A 19,153-nucleotide genomic window follows, 5' to 3' on the forward strand; every position below is an offset into this window, starting at 1 on the left:
TTGGTTTTTTTAACTAAATTAGTAATTATAATTGTAGTCTTAAGCGAATAAAGGAATAATCCGCTGTAGGAATAACAGCGGATTATCAAAAAATATATAATACACAAGCCTTATTTCTTACCAGCAGTCTTTTCAGGATCGGGAGTCAAAATTTTTACCAACACCTTTTCTTTTAAATCTAATTTTTTCTCGCTGACTCCTTTCAATTCCGCTTCTAACTCAGGTAAACAACTCTTGATTTCTTTTAAAACTGTGGTATCAGTTTCTCCTGCTGTTGCTGTACCTGCGATCGCTAACCTAGCTGTTAACTGACAAATTTTAGCGTCTGGTTCTAGAATTGTCAAAATTGCGAACACTTCAGCTAAGTCTTTCAGTTCTATATTTCTCAATTTCAAGTCAGGAGTTAAAATTTTGACCAAGATATTTTCTTTTAATGCTAACTTCTTGGGATCGATTCCTTTTAATTCTGCCTCTAACTCAGACAAACAAGTCTTGACTTCTTTTAAAACTGTGGTGTCTGTATCTCCTGCTGTTGCTGTACCTGCACTTGCTAACCGAGCAACCAATTGGCAGAGTTTAGCATCTGGCTCTAAAATTGTTAAAATTGCTAAAAACTCAGCTAAGTCTTTCAACTCCATATTGCCAATTTTCTGGTCAGGGGTTAAAATCCTGACCAAAATATTTTCTTTTAATGCTAACTTCTTGGGATCGATTCCTTTTAATTCTGCCTCTAACTCAGGTAAACAAGTCTTGACTTCTTTTAAAACAGTGGTGTCTGTATCTCCTGCTGTTGCCGTACCTGCACTTGCTAACCGAGCAGTTATTTTGCAGATTTTAGCATCTGGTTCCAGAATTGTCAAAACTGCTAAAAACTCAGCTAAGTCTTTTAGTTCCATAATTTGTCAAAACCTTTGTGGTTGATATGATTGAATTTTACCATTGAGAGATAAATTTCTTTCTCATTATCAACAAATGCCTGGTGTTTTGTCAATTGCCGATCGGTTTCTAAAAGATTAAGTTTCGCTGTTAGATTAGGCGATCGGGAAATCAAAATTTTTAAATCAGCTATCCAAACAAACAAACCCTTTCGATTAATTTTGAAAGGGTCAATTATAGCTTATTGATTTTTTATTTACTCAACAGAAACAGCTTTTACTTCCACTACTGTATCGTCAACGCTTTTGGCACTTTCAGCAACGTTATCAGCAACTTCGCTCGGTTGTTGACCTTGGCGCAATTTGACATAATCGATGAAGATCTGAGATACTTCTGAAACTAACAGAGCCGTAATTGCCGCATCATCAATCCATCCTACGATCGGCAAAAAATCAGGTGCCAGATCAATGGGGCTAAACAAATAAGCCAAAGTTCCTAAAACTAACCACCAGCGATATTTAGGATTACGAATTGTGCTGCGGTACCAGTTGTAAAATGATTGAACTAAATTTTTCATTTTTATTCACCCGTCCAGTTACTTTCATTGTGGCAAAAGCCTCAATAAGGGACTGGTGTGGATATCCGTCATTAGCTTTTGTTGCCCTTTTTCAAAGATTACATCAGATTTTTTTAAATTAATTCAGGTAATAACCGTCATTGCTGCTCCTTATTTCTTTACAATTGTAAGTTGCTAAGACTTGTTACCAGCGACCTGGGCGACAGAACTTTGTGCCAAGAGGTAAGTACGGAGGAAACACAAGACTGTGAACATCGTAGAAATTTTTAGATTAGGTGGACCAGCAATGTGGCCTTTGCTAGGTCTATCGATTCTGTCATTGACCGTGATCCTGGAACGTCTGTGGTTCTGGGCAAGAATTCTCAGCAAGGAAAAGGAGACAGTTAACCGAGTTTTGGATGCAGCGGTGCAGGACTGGGACACGGCGACGGAAATTGCTAAACGTGCTAGTAAAAAGCCGATCGGCAGATTTTTGTATGCACCGTTACGCTTGGGTCAACCCGATCCAGAGGTGTTTAAGCTGGCGTTAGAAAGTTCAGCCCATGAGGAGTTGAACTCGATGCGTGGTGGAGACAAAATTTTAGAAGGGATTATTGGTTTAGCACCTTTGTTAGGGTTGTTTGGTACGGTTTGGGGTTTAATTGTTTCGCTGCGATCGATTCGGATTAGCGATTTAGGAACTCCTTCTACTAGTGGGGTAACTTTAGGAATTGGCGAAGCTTTAATTAGTACAGCTTCTGGATTGGTAGTAGCTATCTTCACTTTAGCTTTCTATCGTTTATTTCAAATTTTGTTATTTAACCAGACGAAAATTTTTCATCGATCTGGTAGCGAATTAGAGTTACTTTATCGCCAGTATTGGTCACAATCTGGTTCGGGTCGTAAGGGTAAAAAGAGAACTAAACCAGCACAAGAACCAGTAGTTAAACCGGAAGAAGAGACTGTTTCTCCTCCCAGAACTGGAGATTTTGCTGAACCAGAATCAACAACTCAATTTCAGTCAGAAACAATTGCTCAACCTTCAGAAATAGATTCGTCTGGGTCAGAAACAGAAACTTCAACAGAGGAACTTCAGTCTACTGTGCCGGGTAAAACAGGTTTATTTAATCGGTTGCGAAATCGGTTACAAAATAATAGTTATGAGGGAAAAGAAAGTAGTTTCACAGAAACACCAGAAACAGCAACAATTGCCGAGAATTATACAGGTGTCCCTCATGTAAATGACACCTCAAGAATCACTGAGAATTATACAGATTCTCCCCATATAACTGAAACTTCAACAATCACTGAGAATTATACAGATGTCCCTCATGTAACTGAAGTTTCAATAACTTCAGATAAGGTCAACGCAGACGATCGCGCAGATGTTAATAAAAGTGATGTGTCTTCCCCTTCAGACACCATAGTTGAGGACAGTAGAAAAGATTAAACTGGATGAAAAGTTGAGTGCCGATTTATTAAACTGTAACCATGAACTAAAATCGGCACTAACCAAAAGTATGTTTTCAGTACTCTTTAGTAAGTAATTTTCCCAACCATGAAAATAAATCTAGATAATTCATCTGATGAAGCCAGAATAGAAATTTTGCCGTTAATTGACGTAATATTTTGTATATTGACTTTCTTTTTGTTGGCAGCGGTGGGGTTAACGAGACAACAAGCAATTACTGTTGATTTGCCGAGAGTCAGTAACGCTACGACACCTCAATTATCTTCTAGATTATTAGTCAGCATCAATCCTTACAATCAAATTTATGTAGAAAATCAGTTAGTAACTCCAGAACAATTAGAACAGAAATTGCGAGAATTTAATCAAAGAAATCCTGAAGGAACAATGGTTTTGTACGCTTCTAAAACAGCTTTTTATAATGATGTAGTGCAAGTTTTAGACAAAATGCAGGCTGTGGGAGGCGATCGCGTAGCCTTAGCCACTTTACCCGAATCGGAAACTTCAGTGCAAACTCCTGGTGCAGTTTCTCCCGTTCCCACTCCAAGCACAAACGTTCCCACCGTCATCACTCCCGGAACTCTTCCCACTGCTACCCCTGATGCCGGAGTTGCCACACCTCTCCCCAATCCTACCCCCGGTACGCAACTTCCCGGAGCACTACCCACTCCTAGTGTGATAACTCCCGAAGCACTACCCACTCCTGGCGCACAAGTTCCCGGTACTACTCCCCCAGCAACTACTCCAGGCGTAACTCCAGAACGTTCGCGATCGCGCTAAGGAGCAGAGGTGCAGAGAAGAAATAAATTTTCCCCTTGTCCCTTCGTTAGTTATGAGTTTTAAGTTTTAAGTTTTGAATTAATAACTTAAAACTCATAACTCAAAACTCATAACTCGCCCTTGTCCCCTTTTCCCCAGTCCCCAATCCCCAATCCCCAGTCCCCAGTCCCCAATCCCCAAACTTTCTTTGTACCTTCAGATGGATTAATGTTTATACCAATTTGTAGAGGAAATTTAGAGTCGAGCAATTTAACTTGATTATTATGGCGAATTTAATTAGCCACAAATGAGATGGGAGGGAATTTAATATGGATTTTATCGATGTGTTAATTGCTTGGATAGTTAGCGCTTCTAGTTTGCTAATTATTACTAAATTGCCAGTTGGTGTAGAAATTGATAGTCCAGCCAAAGCTTACATTTCAGCAGCAATTATTGGAGTAGTTGCCGCTATTGTTAGACCAATTTTAGGGCTATTTTTCTTTGTTCCTAATTTGCTAACATTTAACTTGTTTTCGGGAATTTTCACCTTTATTATTGCGGCTGTTACTTTTGCGATCGCCGCCTCATTAGTCCAAGGTTTTCGCTTACGTGCAGGTATTTGGAGTGCAGTTATTGGCGCTTTGGCACTTTCATTAGTTAGCAATTTAATTTACAGCATTTTGTAATTTCAAAAAACAATAACCTCACTATTTGAATTACCAAAATAACCCGCTTTTGTCTGTTCAAAGTCACGAAGGCGGGTTATTTTGGTAAAAATATAAGGCAATACAGCACTTATGGCTGGCAGTAAACTAAAAAATTTAACTTTGCTTTAAGAAACAAGAATCTCCCGTCACAGCGATAGCTTGACGGTGAGAGTGTCAAATCTTAACTTTCTCCTAATTATGGTTAAAAAAGTGCTAAGATTCACCTAATTGTTGGCTTGACAACACTTTAACTATGCTGATAATTAATACAATACCTTCTGGTTCCTGAAAAAAGCTTGATTTGTAATTCAAGGAATAGGGACTAACAACCAGGGAAGCTCAGAAGTTAGTTATTAAATAAAATCAGATGATACAAAATTTATATATTGCAGCAATTGAAGCAGGTAGCGGTAAATCCCTTGTTCTCCTGGGATTGATGGAATTATTATCAAAGCGTATCCGTAAACTCGGTTTTTTTCGTCCAGTTATTCACGCTGGGCAAAAGCAAGATAACGATATTAACTTGATCCGTCAGCGTTATCATTTAGAAATTGATTATGAATCTCAGTACGGACTGACACATGAACAAGCAAGAGATTTAGTTGCTGATGGGCATTATGACGAACTGATCAAACAGGTAATTGAAAAATACAAAACTTTAGAAAAACATTGCGATTTTATCCTTTGTGAAGGAGTCGATTCTACAGAAATCGATCCGGCATTTGTTGATAATTTTGATACAAGCATTGCTAATCATTTAGCTGCCCCAGTTTTAATTGTGGCAAATGGGCAAGGTAAAACCCCAGAGGAAGTAATTAATGCAGTTCGCACCGAACGCGAAGCTTTTATGGAACAGGGATGTACTATTGCTGCTACGATGGTTAATTTAGTACATCCCACTCAATTAGAAGCAGTCATTCAACAGTTAGAAAATCTTTGGATTTATGAAGACCCGGTATTTGTTTTACCTGAAAAAGAAACTTTAGGTAAACCAACAATTAGAGAAGTTGCTCAAGCAATTAATGGAAAGCTGATACATGGGTTAGAAAATCAACTAAATCGGGAAGTTTTAAGTTATAAAGTAGCGGCGATGCAATTACCTAACTTTCTCGATCATGTGCGGGAAGGTGGGTTGATTATTACGGCTGGCGATCGCGCTGATGTAATATTAGGATGTTTGGCTGCTACCTTCTCATTAAATTATCCAAAAATTGCTGGAATGATTTTAACTGGTGGGTTCGATATGGCTCCCCAAGTTAAGAAATTATTAGAAGGTTTCCGCAAATTTAATACACCTATTTTTAGCGTGGAAACTGATACTTACGAAACTGCTAAATTAGTTAGTTTAGTTCATGCAGAAATTACCCCAGATAACCAAAGAAAAATTGCTTCCGCCTTGGGATTGTTTGAATCTCATGTAGATTTAATCAAACTTGAAAAACGTATTTCTGTAACTCGTTCTACGCGAATTACACCGCTGATGTTTGAGTATGAATTAATTGAACGGGCTAAGGTGAAAAAGCAACATATTGTGTTTCCCGAAGGTGCAGATGAACGAATTTTACGAGCAACAGAAATTCTCTTGCGCCGTCGAGTTGTTAATATTACTCTCTTGGGAAATGAACAAGAAATTAGAGAAAAAATTTCTTTTATGGGGTTAAATTTAAATTCCGTAAATATTCTCGATCCTTTGCAATCTGAATGGCAAGATGATTACGTTCACACTTATTGGGAGTTACGAAAACACAAGGGAATTACTGAAGAATTTGCCAGAGATGCCATGCACGATTTTAGTTATTTTGGCACAATGATGGTGTACAAAGGAGCCGCTGATGGCATGGTTTCTGGTGCTGTTCATACTACTGCCCATACGATTCGTCCGGCATTAGAATTTATTCGGACTGTTCCGGGTTGTTCGATCGTTTCTAGTGTATTTTTAATGTGTTTAGCTGACCAAGTTTTAGTCTATGGAGATTGTGCTGTAAATCCTAATCCTTCACCCGAACAATTAGCCGATATTGCAATTAGTTCGGCAACTACCGCCCAGACTTTTGGGATTGAACCTTTTGTAGCAATGTTATCTTATTCTACAGGTGATTCTGGTCACGGAGTTGATGTAGATAAAGTGAAAGAGGCTACTTGTATTGCTAGGGAAAAACGCCCGGATTTAAAAATAGAAGGCCCGATTCAATATGATGCTGCTATTGATGCTTCTGTAGCGAAAACGAAATTACCAGAAAGTGAAGTTGCTGGACACGCAACTGTATTTATTTTCCCCGATTTAAACACTGGAAATAACACTTATAAAGCTGTACAGCGATCGGCAAATGCAGTAGCGATCGGTCCCGTTTTACAAGGTTTGAAAAAACCTGTAAATGACTTAAGTCGCGGTTGTACTGTCACCGATATTGTCAACACGGTGGCAATTACTGCGATTCAAGCACAAACAAAAGTGTGATTATAGTTGGGATTGTGGGCAGTAGAGGTAATTCATGAATTGTTACCCCGTCCTCAGTCCCTTATGCAATGCCTGAAGCAATTCTTTTGTGGTAAATGGTTTAGATAAAAAGCTTTGAAAACCTAATTTTTGCAGTTGAGAGACTACTTCTGTAGAATTTAGTCCACTCATGGCTAATACGCATACATTTGTATTCAGTCGGCGCAATAAGGCAATGATAGTTGTACCATCCATTGCGGGCATCATAATATCCATTAATACGCCAGCAATTTCGTCTTTATATTCTGCATAAAGAGCGATCGCTTCAATCCCATCACTCGCTGTTAAAACTCGATAATTATAAGTTTCTAATGTAGTTTTGGTTATTTCCGTAATAGCGACTTCATCATCAACAACTAAAATTAATTCTTGTTGACCATTCAATAATTCTAAATCATCATTAGTTTCGTTAACAGGTGATTCGATCGCAGGCAAAAACACCTTAAACAAACTGCCTTTATTTACCTCACTTTGCACGTCAATAAATCCGCCGTGACTTTTCACAATTCCCAACACTGCCGAAAGCCCTAATCCCGTACCTTTACCAACTTCTTTTGTAGTAAAAAATGGATCAAAAACTCGATGAATAATTTCTGGTGGAATGCCCATTCCCGTGTCGGCAACACTTACCATTATATAAGCTCCAACTTTAGCATCTATGTGCATTCTGGCGTAGTGTTCATCCACGAGAAAATTTTGAGCAATTATCTGCAAATTACCACCTTCAGGCATAGCATCGCGGGCGTTAACACAGAGATTCATAAACACTTGATGCAGTTGGGTGGTATCACCGGAAATTGTCCAAAGATTCGAGGGAATATTGCTGTGAATATCGATCGATTTCGGCAAGGTTTGGTGAATTATTTGCTCGATTTCATACAGTAAATGATGAATTTGTAAATTAACTCGTTTGCCTTCTACTCCCCTAGCAAAAGATAAAATTTGTTTAATTAAATCTGCCCCTCTTTGAGCGCTAGATTCTAAAGTTTTTAGTAATTGTTGAGTATTATCATTTAAGTTAGGCAGTTTCAGAGGTAATAGTTGCACCACTGCCAAAATCGGAGTCAAAATATTATTTAAATCGTGAGCAATACCGCTGGCAAGTGTTCCCAAACTTTCCAAACGTTGGGCACGTAAAAATTGCGCTTCTAGCTGTTTCTTTTCCGTAATATCCATGTGGATACCAATCATTCGCACAGGTTGTCCTGTTCGATCGCAAAATAAGCTACTCTTAACAGCTATCCAGCGAATTTCTCCGGGATTACAACAGCTAGAATTTAGCGGACAAGAAGTTTCATTTAATAGTAAATATTCTTCTTCCCTTCTGCCTTCTGCCTTCTGCCTTCTGCCTTCTGAAGGACAAACAATGCGAAATTCTGTATCTAATCCTTGCCCATTTTTTATGGCTTGCCAGAGTTCTTGTTCTACTTTTGGGCGATCGTCTGGATGGATAGTTTGCATCCAACCTTCATATTGTCCCTCAAAACTGCCCGGTGGTAAACCATAAAGTGCTTCTAATTCTGCCGTCCAAACAATATCATTAGTTTGAATTAACCATTCAAAAGAGGCAATTTTTCCGGCTTGTTGCGCTAGTTCTAAACGGGATTGAATTTTTTGTCGCCATTCAATTTCTTGGCGCAATAATTCGTTAGCCATTTCTAAGGCAGCGGTGCGTTCTTGTACCCGCTTTTCGAGAATTTCGTTGGCTTCTCTTAGGGCTTCAGCGGTTTGTTTGCGTTCGATCGCATACCGCAAAGAACGTACCAAAATCTCTCGATCGATCTGCCGTTTCATCAAATAATCTTGCGCCCCATGACGCACTGATTCGATCGCCAATTCGTCATCATTAGTATTAGTTAAAACGACAATTGGCAAACTAGGGGCGTGTTTAATTAATGAATCTAACGAGGCTAAACCTTCACTATCTGGTAAAGTTAAATCCAGCAACACTACATCAAAACTTTCCGTTTTAAGGGTAGTAATTGCTTCCCCCAAACGCTTCACATGGGCTAAATTAAATCTGCTAAGAATTGCTCCTTTCAATACTTCTTTTAATAGCCTTGCTTCTGCCAGGTTATCTTCAACCAACAAAATATTCACGCAAGATTTTTCTACTTTCTTTCCGAAGGTAGCGTTGCAGTTTCCAACCAAAATTCTTCAATCCCCCGCACAATTTTAAATAATTCACTGAGATTTCGCGATTTGGAGATATAACAATTAACGTGCAAATCGTAACTTTTAGAAATATCCTCCTCATTGCGCGAAGTAGATAAAACGATGACGGGAATGTGCTTCAGTGCTGGATCTGATTTAATTTCTGCTAACACTTCCCGTCCGTCTTTTTTTGGCAAATTTAGATCCAACAGGATGAGATCGGGGAGAGTTGCTCCTGCAAATTCGCCATCCTGTCGGAGATAAGCCATTGCTTCCATGCCATCCCTAGCTACAATCACTTCACATTGAGCAGCAGTGCTTTTCAATGCTTCTTGAATTAGCCGGATATCGCCTCGATTATCTTCGATCAAAAAGATTCTTTTGTAACCTGTTCCCGTTGGCATGATTGCGCTCACGAAGCGTTGCTTTAGCAGAGTCGCGTCCTCCTACAGGAATTGTAAAGCAGAAGGTTGCGCCTTTGCCTAGTTCGGATTCGACCCAGATCCGCCCTCGATGGCATTCTACTATTTTTTTACAAATTGCCAATCCCATGCCGGAGCCGGGATATTCATCGCGGGTGTGCAAACGTTGGAAAATGACAAAGATGCGATCGCGAAATTGCGGATCGATGCCAATTCCATTATCTTTAACTCTAAACAACCATTCGTCTTCTTGACGTTGCACCCCAATATGAATTTGTGGCGGTTCATCTATTTTTTGGAACTTAATTGCATTGCCAATTAAGTTTTGAAATAGCTGCATTAATTGAGTTCCATCTGCCACAATTGTCGGCATCGAATCAAAAGTAATTGTAGCATTAGTTTCGCCAATTCTGCCCCGTAAATTACTTAAGGCACGATCCAATGCTAATTCTAAATCAGTTAATTCCCATTCAATGCCTTTCAAATCTACTTTGGAATAAGCTAATACATCATCAATCAAAGTTTGCATTAAGCTTACACCTTCAACAGCAAAGTCGATGAATTCTTTGCCATCTTGATCTAATTCTTCGTTATACCGCATTTCCAACAATTGCACGTAATTTGCCACTTGATTTAGTGGTTCTTGCAAGTCGTGCGAAGCGACATAAGCAAATTTCTTTAACTCGGCGTTGGAACGTTCCAAATCTTGCGCGAGTAAGGCTAATTCTTCCGCTTGTCTGAGTACGATATTGACGATCGCTTTTCGTAATTCCAGTGCTGCTTTCACTTCCACTTGTTTCCAAGGCAAAGATTTCAACCGCACCGTTTCTTTCCACAATTCAAAAGATTTTCTCGGACATAACCTGAGATTATTTTCTGTTTCTTTAACTTCGTAAGCGTTATTAGGATCTCCCCCCCAATTTACCGTTTGCAAAACTTCAGGACGGAACCATAAAACGTAACTCCGCTTAGAAATTGGAATCGCTAACAACCCGCTGGCAATATCTTTGAATCGTTCTGCATCAGAATAAATTAACGGCAAAGAATCAGTATAAAAAACTTCTTCTTCTACGGTTTTTCCTAACCATTGAACTAAGTAATTTAACTCAGTTTCCGGTGGAGTGCGTCCGATGGTTGTCCAATGTCCATTAAAACAAATTGCCGCACCTTTGGCATCAGCTAAATCTAGCAAGTTTGTGGGATGATTGACTAACCCAGAAATGAAGTTATCTGATTGAGACATATACTCAATCAACATTGTTTGTACTTGCGCCAATTTCATCCGATAATTGTAATCTGCTTCTTCTTCACGGGTGGAAATTTCGGCAAAAATTACTCTTCCCAAAAATTCGCAAGCTTTCCGCAATTCGTAAGGAATATATTTCGGCGTGCGATGGTGACAAGCTATCAATCCCCAAAGTTTTTGATCTTTCATTAAGGAGATTGTCAGGGATGCACCAACTCCCATATTGTGTAAATATTCCAAGTGACAGGAATAAGGACTGCGGAGAATGGAAAGAGTTAGATCGATCGGTTGATTTGTAATTGGGTTGTTGCTGGGATAAAGTTCTACTGGTTCTGCTTGAGAATTGGGAATTACCCGAATCCAGTTAGAGAGAAACATTTTTCTCGCTGGTTGGGGAATATCCGATTCTGGATAGTGCAAGCCTAGATATGGCTCCATTTCGGGAACTTTTTCTTCAGCTACAACTTCGCCATGTCCGTCTTCATCAAATTTGTAGAGCATCACGCGATCGCATCCCGTGACTTTTCGCACTTCCCGGACAATAATCTGACAAAAATCTGGCAAATTCGAGGTAGCTTCCAACTGTCCAATAGAAGCCTTCGCTAGATGATAAAAACTTAAAAATGGGATATTTTCCTGAGTTAAAGCTGGTTCTAATTCTAAAACCAAAAATCCATCGGAACTGCGATGAAATATCGCATCAAAAACTAAGTAATCATCCCCTTTCCTTCTCACCCAAACCTTAGTCGGGTTGATTACATCTAAGTTTTCTTCCGCTAATCCTGACTTAAACTGTTCGAGTTGGAAAGTATCTAAAATATCTTCCAAACTTTTACCCAAAACCTGTTCCGCTGGCATCCCAAATGCCGCCGAACAATTAGTACTAACTTGCAAAATTGTTAAGTCTGGTTCTTGCAATACCAACAAGACTCCGTGCGGTTGAATTTGAGTCAATGTATGGATTTGCGGTTGTTTTAAACTAGTTAAATTAATCTCTGGCGTTTCTAAATTCATTGCTGCCATAATTATCCTCCACAAAGCAGAGTAGAAAATTTATTTTTTGTTTTAGCTTCAGCCGATCTTACAAAGAATTACTCCTAATGTGTGAAACTTATTGGTTATTTGCTGCTCTTTAGTTCACAATAATTAATTTACAAAATTCCCTGTTCTCCTACCTAAGAATTTCTAGCTCTCCAATTTCTATCTCTATTCGCAGCATACCGCAGAAAATTCCTCTACGGCTAAATGCAATTCTTAAATAAAGTAGAAGTTTCCTCAATATATAGTGTTTAATTTTTAGCTGCACGAGTAATGTAAAAGTTTATTTCTCCTCAGCAATTAGCAATATTTTTTCAAGAAACAACTTAAATTTGCGAGCATCTACTCTAATGGCAAAGTAACAATTCGTAACCAAAACTCTTCAATGCGCTTAACTGTTTGAGTTAATTGTTGTAAATCATCAGATTTAATCACAAAACAATTGCCTTGCAGTGCATAAATCCCAAAAACATCCTCTTCATTCTGAGAAATAGTTAACACAACAATAGGGATGCGGTGCAGTTGAGAATCGGCCTTAATTTCTGTTAGAATTTCCTTGCCATCTTTTCCCGGTAAATGCAAATCTAGTAAAATTAGGTCGGGACGGGTAGCATCGGCATATTCTCCGCGATGGTGGAGAAAATCCATTGCTTTTGTACCATCTGCGATCGACACAATGCGGTAGTTTGTTGAACTTTCTGCCAGTGCATTAGCGATCAGACTGGCATGATCCGGGTTATCCTCCAAAATTAGAATTAACCGCTCTGTTGGAGACTTTTCCATATTTGAGAATCTTTAAACAATGAACGACGATCGACAATTTGCCCCAGCAACTCAGCGCAACCGTGAGCCAATTTTAGAAGTTTTACAGCGAATTTTACCAAGCACTGGTACAATTTTAGAAATAGCAAGTGGTACTGGTGAACACGCCGTCTTTTTTGCCCCACGTCTTTCGGGACGGAAATGGTTGCCTACAGATATTCATTATCTATCACTTGCGAGTATTTCTGCTTGGATAAAATACTCGCCATCAGATAACATTTATCCACCGATTTTATTAGATGTTTGCGATCGGATTTGGTCTGTAGAGCAAGAAAAGCAATTTACCGCTGAAATAACTGCCATAGTTAGTATTAACATGATTCATATTGCACCTTGGGCAGCTTGTTTAGGATTAATGGCAGGTGCAGGACGCATTCTTCCCCAAAATGGCATCCTTTATTTATATGGCCCTTTTAAACAAAATGGGCAACATACCGCACCAAGTAATGCTGCATTTGATGAAATGTTAAAAAGTCAAAATCCCGAATGGGGAGTAAGAGATTTAGAAGAAGTAATTGCAGTTGCCAAAATGCAGAATTTGCACTGGCGCGAAACTGTTTCTATGCCAGCAAATAATCTTTCTGTAATCTTTGAAAAACTGGAATAAATTGTGAGTGATATCATGTCCGGTCGAATACTCTGAATAAAAATGGCTGAAACTATTGTTTGGTGGGTATTGCAATAATGGGCGATCAACCGGACATGATATGAGTTATCACCAGAAATAATTTATCAAGAAGTTGGGGAAATTGTGTCACAGTTTGAAAAATTAGAGTGCGATATTTGTGCTAAAGCTGTAATGCGTGGCGGATTTATTACAGAGGAGTTGGATTCGTTAGACTAAGTGAATATATGTAATTAATGGGAAAAAGCTATGAGTGGAGTTTTTGAACTTTTGGAAAAGATTAGAACTAAACCGGGTATGTATATCGGTCGTCCTTCGGTGAGTGATTTGTTTATGTTTTTGGTGGGTTATGAATATGGGCATGGTGAGTCGGGAGTTGAACCGACTGAGGAAGAGGATGATTTTTATGGCGAGTTTCAACCTTGGTTACAAAAAAAGTTGGGCATTAAAACGGTGAGTTCTTGGGCAAAGATTATTATGCTTTCCTGTCATGATGAAAAAATAGGTTTTGAAAAGTTTTTTAAGTTGTTGGATGAGTTCAAACAGCGAGATAAAAGTTTAGATGAGAATGGCGAGAATGGAATTAAAAGTTATCCTGTGTTTAATGAGAAAATAGCAGAAGAAAGTAGAATCAACTAAAACGATGATATTAGCACTAGTCCCTGAAAACGTAATGATTCCGATTAGGTTGTAGAAACAATCTCCACACTGTCACCGTTACCCAGTGCATAAAAGTAATTGTCCACAGAGAACCGATAAAGTAATAATTAATAGTACAAGCTAAACCCAAGAGAGTTATTAACAACAAAAAGACGGGATTAGCAAAAGTCGATCGCCCAAACCATTTCGCCAAAATCAAATGAAATCCCACATAAATTCCTAACCCTAAAAATCCCCAACTCCACCAAATTAAAGGCGAAAACCAATCTTTCGGATAAGGTAATAACAACACACGAAATATGTATTCTTGGACTAAAGCGGGAACAAATAGCAGTCGGATTGTTGTGCCTAATTGTTGATACCAAGGAGTTGCTAAAGGTTGCCAGGAAAAGAAGTTTTTGGTAAAACAGATGGGGAGTGCGATCGCACCAAAAACCACTAACATACCTAAAGTTTTCAACCAATCTATTTCTGAAGGAATTGTTACCCCGCCAAAAGTGCGAGTTACCAAATAAGAAAATATCGGAATATTAGTAAATGGCAGTTTCCAAGCACCTAATAATAAAGTTGGTTCCAATGGTGCAAGATTCGGATCTTTCCCCCCAATTTGATTAGTGCGTAAAAACCATAATTCAGCACCATTATTTAAAAATAACATGGAAAATTCATCGTATGCTTGTCGAGGGAGAGCAGTTCGCCAACTAATTAATCCTGTGAGTAAATTTCTCGGTTTAAAATCACTAATACTAATAAATTCTTTGTCAGAAAGCACCCCAGTCAACACATCAGCATTCCATTGCCAATCCCAACGTACTACACCCATTGGTGTTAGTTGTTTTGCTAAATCTTTGGCTAATTTTACCAAATCCTTAAACCTTTTTGTGGTTGGATTATGAGGATTATCTTTCATCCATTGTACAATTTCAGGATTTTTATCAATCTTTTCTTGAAAGCGATATAAGGTGAGAAATATTGCTTGTGCCGAATCTTGCACGCAAGAAGTTGCAGAAGTAATGCTAGAATCTCCTGTACCATCGCCAATGCGATAACGCGCAGCAACTAAACTTAATTCGCCCATTAGTTCATTAAACAAGGAGAGTTTTGTACCGCCAAAATCGTATTCTTTTGTCAATGTATCCAGCTTAATTAACACATCAGAAATCGGGCGAACTCCCATAAATCCTCGACGCAAATTGCCCATGTAATTTGCCCAAGTTTGAACACCGGATAATGTACCATCTCCGCCATTACCATAAACTTGAAAGTAGTAAATATTAAAAATTGGTTCGTTGGTAAAAGCGTCGCGCACAACGTCAGCTACCCCAAAAGAAAAGTGTCCGGTGTATGTGCCAAAAGCGAATTTTTCTGCATTAGGATATGTGCCACCTTTTCCGCCGTAAATGTGCATGACTAAAGTCCGATCGCCAATTTTCCAATCTTGATATGTGCCGTCAGTTTTACCTGTTAAAAGTATACTTTCATCTGTTCCCTTCTTTTTTTCTACATCTTGCCAATTTTGGAAATTAATAAATTTTAAACCTCGATCGAATCCGCTAATTGTTTCTTGAGGTTTGACTTGAATTAGCGATCGCGGTTGCATTGCTTGTACCGTAAAAACTCCCTTTTCATCCTCCGCGCCGTAAATATACCAACCCGCTTTACCCGCTGGTGAATTAACCAGATTGCGAGTAGTCATATTAAAGATTCCTTGATTATCTGGTGGTTGTTGGGGAATGCGAACAATTTGTATTGCACCGTCGAATTTATCAGTTTTAATATTATAGTGTTGCACTCGCATTAAATCGCTAGGACAAGGCGGTTTTCCCGGACAAAGTTGCGGCAAATTTTGAGGTTTTTGTGGCACTAATTCCAAAAATTTGACTAATCCATAATATCTGCCAGTTTCTTGAATTGGTTCTCGATTAATTCGCAAAATTGCAATTGAATTACTTTCGTTTGTAGCTGGTTGAACTACAATTTTTCCAGGCAAAATTACTGTCACATCATCTATAGAATGTGCTCCTGCTAATGATTGTAATGGCCCGACGCGATCGCGATTATTCAGTCGCATCGGATGAATTACCCCATTTTCGTAAGATTTTTGCACAGAATCAGGAAAACGAGTATCGCGGGAAGCTTTATTTACATAAGCTTGTATCAACGGTTCTTTACTCCATGCCAACCGCACAGTTTTACCAATTAAATTTTTCTCGTTAGCGGGTGCTACTTCAACCTGAAACCATGCCCAATCTGTTTCTTGGTTTGTCCACTCGTTTCCAGGTTCAACCTGGGAACGAGATTGATATTGCTCTTTAGAGGGCAGAATTAACCGTCCTACCCAATCACTTATAGGTCGAAAATTAGCGGGTACTTCGGCGGTAATGGGATAATAACTGGGTTGATTAAATGGGGCTTTAATTGTTGAGGAATATTGGGAGGAAGGCAAATTGGATGTGACTGCTGTCAGCAATGCTGTGTGTAGTAAAATTGCCAGAATTGCGCTAAATATTACCAGGATAATTCGCATTTTTCCAATCCTCAACCATTGCTGCATTGCCATCTCCCCAAATTTTTTATTCCTAAATTTTAAATCGATTCTGACAATTCGGAAACTGATTCTGCTGCTGGTGTTAACACTTTCTTCAGCAATAACATTACCACCATGATATTAAGCAAGAGAATCACTAAATGTTTCCCAGAAAAATGATACCAGCAATTTAAAATTTCTGTAGGTAGCGGTAAAGAAACCATTACCAGCATCAAGATATTTGCCCATTTCTTCCCATACCAAAATCCGATCGTCGCAATCCCCATAACTATTGCATAAATCCCGGCAACTCGCGCAATCTTCCGCAACCCTTCAGCAGGTATATTCAACACAGCATTGAGAAACCAATCACTTAATGTAAACTCTCCATCAACCAGATAATCTTGAGCAATTATTGCTAGTCGATCGTAATTTTTCCAACTAAAAAAAGACAAAATGCTAATCGTTGCCAGAATTAATACTATCAGACCTTTATAGGCAACGATTAATTTCGTACTTAAAGAGCGTTGAGTTTGAACTGCCATGCAATTTTTGATTTTTAATTTTTGATTATAGCTTAAATTTCTACCCTTAGATAGACCTAATAACCAAAATTTTCTGATTTGCATAGTTTCACTTTGAAGCTTTCATCGCTATCTAATCTTTTTGGTCAATTATAAAAATTTGTTCTTAAAATCATAATAGATCCCTGACCTCTTTTGAAAGTCAGGGATCGAGAATATTTACCTTTTCTGATTATTCTGGGGATTTCCAGTACTAGGCGAATTAGTATTTAATACTTCAGCTAGTTGCGCTGCTGTAAAATTTTGTACGAGGCTCAAATTAAACGGTAATCGACTAATCGCTCTCGCATAACTGGCACTCAGAAAAGGTTGAAATTCTACCTGATTGTTTAGATAAGTTCTGAAGAAAGCAACACTTAACGCATTCAGGTAAGGACGGGCTAAAGCGGGATCTGGCCCAACTAATTCTCTAGGTAATGGAGGTAAAGCACTGTTATCTTCTTGGCTACCTCCTAATAGAGAAAAGTGACTAGCTTTTTCAATTACAACTAAATATTTGTTGGGTGTAGTTAGCCAAGTAAAAGGAACTATTTGTTCTGGGAAAGCGGGGGTGAAAATGTCATCAGCACCTGCAACAAACATCACGGGAATTTTTATTTGGCTAAGTCCGGTTTCACCAAAAACACTGCTAGTCAAAGGATTAACAGCAATTACTGCTTTGACTCTTTCATCTCTTAAATCGTAGTTGCTGGGAGTTAATAGGGAAATTTCACATTGAACTAACAGCGATAGGTTGAGAATTTGGTTATCTACGCAATCTTTGCGGAGGAGGTCAAAGTTAATTTGAGCTCCGGCTAAACTTAAGCTGGTATAACCACCGACAGATTGACCAATTACGCCGACTTGTTGTAAGTTTAATCGCCCTTTGAGTGCTGGTTCTGTTTGTTCGCGACGTTGCAGTTCATCTAATACATATTTGATTTCTAGTGGACGATAGATTAATTCTTGGGGTTGGGGAGAATCAGCTAATCCAGTGAAGAAATCTTGGAATCTTTTTAGGCTGTCGCCTGGGTGTTCCATGACGACGATCGCAAATCCATAAGATGCCAAATGTTCCGCCAAAAGTGATAATGTATTGCGATTTCCAGCTGCACCATGACTAATCACAATTACATTAGCTGGTGTGTTGGTTTGCGGTAGGTAAAGATCGACCATTAAAGGGCGATTTCTTTGGGTATCATTGATAGTAAGAGTGTTTTTTTGCCAAGAAAAAGAACCGGGTTGGCGTAAGTCTGGAAGTTGACTAAAATTGACGTTGTAATTGGTAGATGCTTCAGTTATTGATGCTTGTTGAATTAGCTTAACGCTGGCTTCTGTGTCGCGGAGAACTTTTTCTAATTGAGCGATGATTTGTAAACCTTGAGTTAAGTCTACACGGACAACGCGATCGGGAAACTTGCGTAACATATTTAGTAAGTTTAAACCTTCCGGGTCGCCAGCCGCAGCAATAAAAGCAGTTCGCAAGGAAGTCGCCCCATTTTGTCCGGTTTCCCTCTGCAAAATTCTTCCTAATCTATTTAATACAGTTCTTCCTAACTGGGCTTTGGTAAATTGGGAAATTACAGTGGGGTTAGCTTCAAAACGCCTCTGCATAATTTCCCGTAAGTCAGCTAAACCACTGGGACTAATATTACCAATGTAGGGAGATAATTCTTCTGAGACTTTACCTTCCTTAACTAAGGCTTCCAACGATTGGACAGAAAGAGAAAATTGGATTGGGCCATAAACGACCGAGATTTGTTCTGCACTTCTAGCGGGAAGGGCGGTCAAAATAGCTGAAACTATCCAAAATCCTAGCCCAGCAGCGGTGATACTAGAGAGGATTGGCGCAGGTATGGCTTCTGTTTTCTGTTTTCTGGCGTTGGGAAAAAATGGGACAAAAATTCGGTTCAATTTCTTGGGACTGACAGCAAGAGCGTTAAATTTTGCAGTATTCATACAGTAAGTCGTGGAATAAGATTAAAAACGCGAAATATGTCTTGTTAAGGCAGATTTATCGCACCAGGCTGTGGGATAATCAGGTTGATCTGTTACGAGCCGCTTATCTGAACTAATTTTAAGGTCACAATAGCAACCCATGATTGATGTCTTTCCCTTTTCGCTTAACTCCTTTATTGTCTGTACTAACAGGCAATATTGGTTTCTGAGTAAAATTCAGAAGCTCAAAAACTCTAGTATAGAAAGTTTATCGGAAATTTAGGAGTTAAGTAAA

Annotated in this window: 15 protein-coding genes and 1 pseudogene; 6 read left to right on the forward strand and 10 right to left on the reverse strand. The window is 38.9% G+C overall.

The features are described from left to right. Nucleotides 1-110 precede the first annotated feature (110 nt). The 3 genes from ACE1CA_RS18615 to ACE1CA_RS18625 are packed head-to-tail and all read right to left on the reverse strand — an operon-like array spanning nt 111 to nt 1,453. Nucleotides 111-896: a hypothetical protein gene (locus ACE1CA_RS18615; RefSeq protein WP_413281832.1), complete on the reverse strand. Its 786-nt coding sequence runs from the start codon at nt 894-896 to the stop codon at nt 111-113. Further along, nucleotides 887-1,081 (reverse strand): hypothetical protein, encoded by a 195-nt coding sequence (locus ACE1CA_RS18620; RefSeq protein WP_413281831.1) that lies wholly within the window; start codon nt 1,079-1,081, stop codon nt 887-889. Before ACE1CA_RS18620 ends, ACE1CA_RS18615 begins: the two co-directional genes overlap by 10 nt. Nucleotides 1,082-1,132: 51 nt before the next feature. Further along, entirely contained in the window at nt 1,133-1,453 is a 321-nt protein-coding gene (locus ACE1CA_RS18625) for a YkvA family protein (protein WP_413281830.1), read from the reverse strand. A gap of 247 nt (nt 1,454-1,700) precedes the next feature. Between ACE1CA_RS18625 and ACE1CA_RS18630 the strand changes: the two are divergent. The 4 genes and pseudogenes from ACE1CA_RS18630 to pta all read left to right on the forward strand — a co-directional run. After that, a pseudogene (locus tag ACE1CA_RS18630) lies at nt 1,701-2,316 on the forward strand (MotA/TolQ/ExbB proton channel family protein); the annotation flags it as partial. A 674-nt stretch (nt 2,317-2,990) separates the two neighbouring features. Continuing rightward, a complete protein-coding gene (locus tag ACE1CA_RS18635) occupies nt 2,991-3,680 on the forward strand; it encodes an ExbD/TolR family protein (protein ID WP_413281829.1) in 690 nt (229 codons plus the stop codon). A gap of 308 nt (nt 3,681-3,988) precedes the next feature. Beyond that, nucleotides 3,989-4,345 carry a phage holin family protein gene (locus tag ACE1CA_RS18640; RefSeq protein ID WP_413281828.1) on the forward strand — a complete coding sequence of 119 codons (357 nt, stop codon included), beginning with the start codon at nt 3,989-3,991 and terminating at the stop codon, nt 4,343-4,345. A gap of 388 nt (nt 4,346-4,733) precedes the next feature. Further along, nucleotides 4,734-6,824 carry a phosphate acetyltransferase gene (pta, locus tag ACE1CA_RS18645; RefSeq protein ID WP_413281827.1) on the forward strand — a complete coding sequence of 697 codons (2,091 nt, stop codon included), beginning with the start codon at nt 4,734-4,736 and terminating at the stop codon, nt 6,822-6,824. A gap of 42 nt (nt 6,825-6,866) precedes the next feature. Here pta and ACE1CA_RS18650 read toward each other — a convergent pair whose 3' ends face one another. The 4 genes from ACE1CA_RS18650 to ACE1CA_RS18665 form a co-directional block, all read right to left on the reverse strand. After that, nucleotides 6,867-8,963, reverse strand: coding sequence for a hybrid sensor histidine kinase/response regulator (locus ACE1CA_RS18650; protein WP_413281826.1), 2,097 nt, complete (start codon nt 8,961-8,963; stop codon nt 6,867-6,869). An 11-nt stretch (nt 8,964-8,974) separates the two neighbouring features. Continuing rightward, nucleotides 8,975-9,421: a response regulator gene (locus ACE1CA_RS18655; protein ID WP_459563732.1), complete on the reverse strand. Its 447-nt coding sequence runs from the start codon at nt 9,419-9,421 to the stop codon at nt 8,975-8,977. Then, complete coding sequence (locus tag ACE1CA_RS18660; RefSeq protein WP_413281824.1) at nt 9,375-11,708, reverse strand: ATP-binding protein; 2,334 nt, start codon at nt 11,706-11,708, stop codon at nt 9,375-9,377. The genes ACE1CA_RS18655 and ACE1CA_RS18660 overlap by 47 nt, the downstream gene beginning before the upstream one ends. 357 nt (nt 11,709-12,065) lie before the next feature. Further along, nucleotides 12,066-12,506, reverse strand: coding sequence for a response regulator (locus ACE1CA_RS18665; protein WP_413281823.1), 441 nt, complete (start codon nt 12,504-12,506; stop codon nt 12,066-12,068). A gap of 19 nt (nt 12,507-12,525) precedes the next feature. Here ACE1CA_RS18665 and ACE1CA_RS18670 point away from each other — a divergent pair, with 19 nt between their 5' ends. Together ACE1CA_RS18670 and ACE1CA_RS18675 are read left to right on the forward strand one after the other, a co-directional pair. Further along, nucleotides 12,526-13,152 (forward strand): DUF938 domain-containing protein, encoded by a 627-nt coding sequence (locus tag ACE1CA_RS18670; protein WP_413281822.1) that lies wholly within the window; start codon nt 12,526-12,528, stop codon nt 13,150-13,152. A 267-nt stretch (nt 13,153-13,419) separates the two neighbouring features. Next, entirely contained in the window at nt 13,420-13,809 is a 390-nt protein-coding gene (locus ACE1CA_RS18675) for a hypothetical protein (RefSeq protein ID WP_413281821.1), read from the forward strand. Between the two features lie 16 nt (nt 13,810-13,825). On the opposite strand, the gene ACE1CA_RS18680 is transcribed toward ACE1CA_RS18675, so the two are convergent. From ACE1CA_RS18680 to ACE1CA_RS18690, 3 genes are all read right to left on the reverse strand, one after another. After that, on the reverse strand, nt 13,826-16,390 hold the full coding sequence (locus ACE1CA_RS18680; protein ID WP_486517440.1) for a CPBP family glutamic-type intramembrane protease: 2,565 nt from the start codon (nt 16,388-16,390) through the stop codon (nt 13,826-13,828). A 26-nt stretch (nt 16,391-16,416) separates the two neighbouring features. Next, a complete protein-coding gene (locus ACE1CA_RS18685) occupies nt 16,417-16,986 on the reverse strand; it encodes a DUF2127 domain-containing protein (protein ID WP_486517441.1) in 570 nt (189 codons plus the stop codon). A gap of 114 nt (nt 16,987-17,100) precedes the next feature. Beyond that, the gene (locus ACE1CA_RS18690) at nt 17,101-18,879 is read right to left on the reverse strand and encodes an alpha/beta hydrolase (RefSeq protein ID WP_413281818.1); all 1,779 of its coding nucleotides are present in this window, start codon (nt 18,877-18,879) and stop codon (nt 17,101-17,103) included. Nucleotides 18,880-19,153 lie beyond the last annotated feature (274 nt).

The sequence above is a fragment of the Floridaenema evergladense BLCC-F167 genome, from assembly GCF_041929205.2.
Classification (GTDB): Bacteria; Cyanobacteriota; Cyanobacteriia; order Cyanobacteriales; family Aerosakkonemataceae; genus Floridanema; species Floridanema evergladense.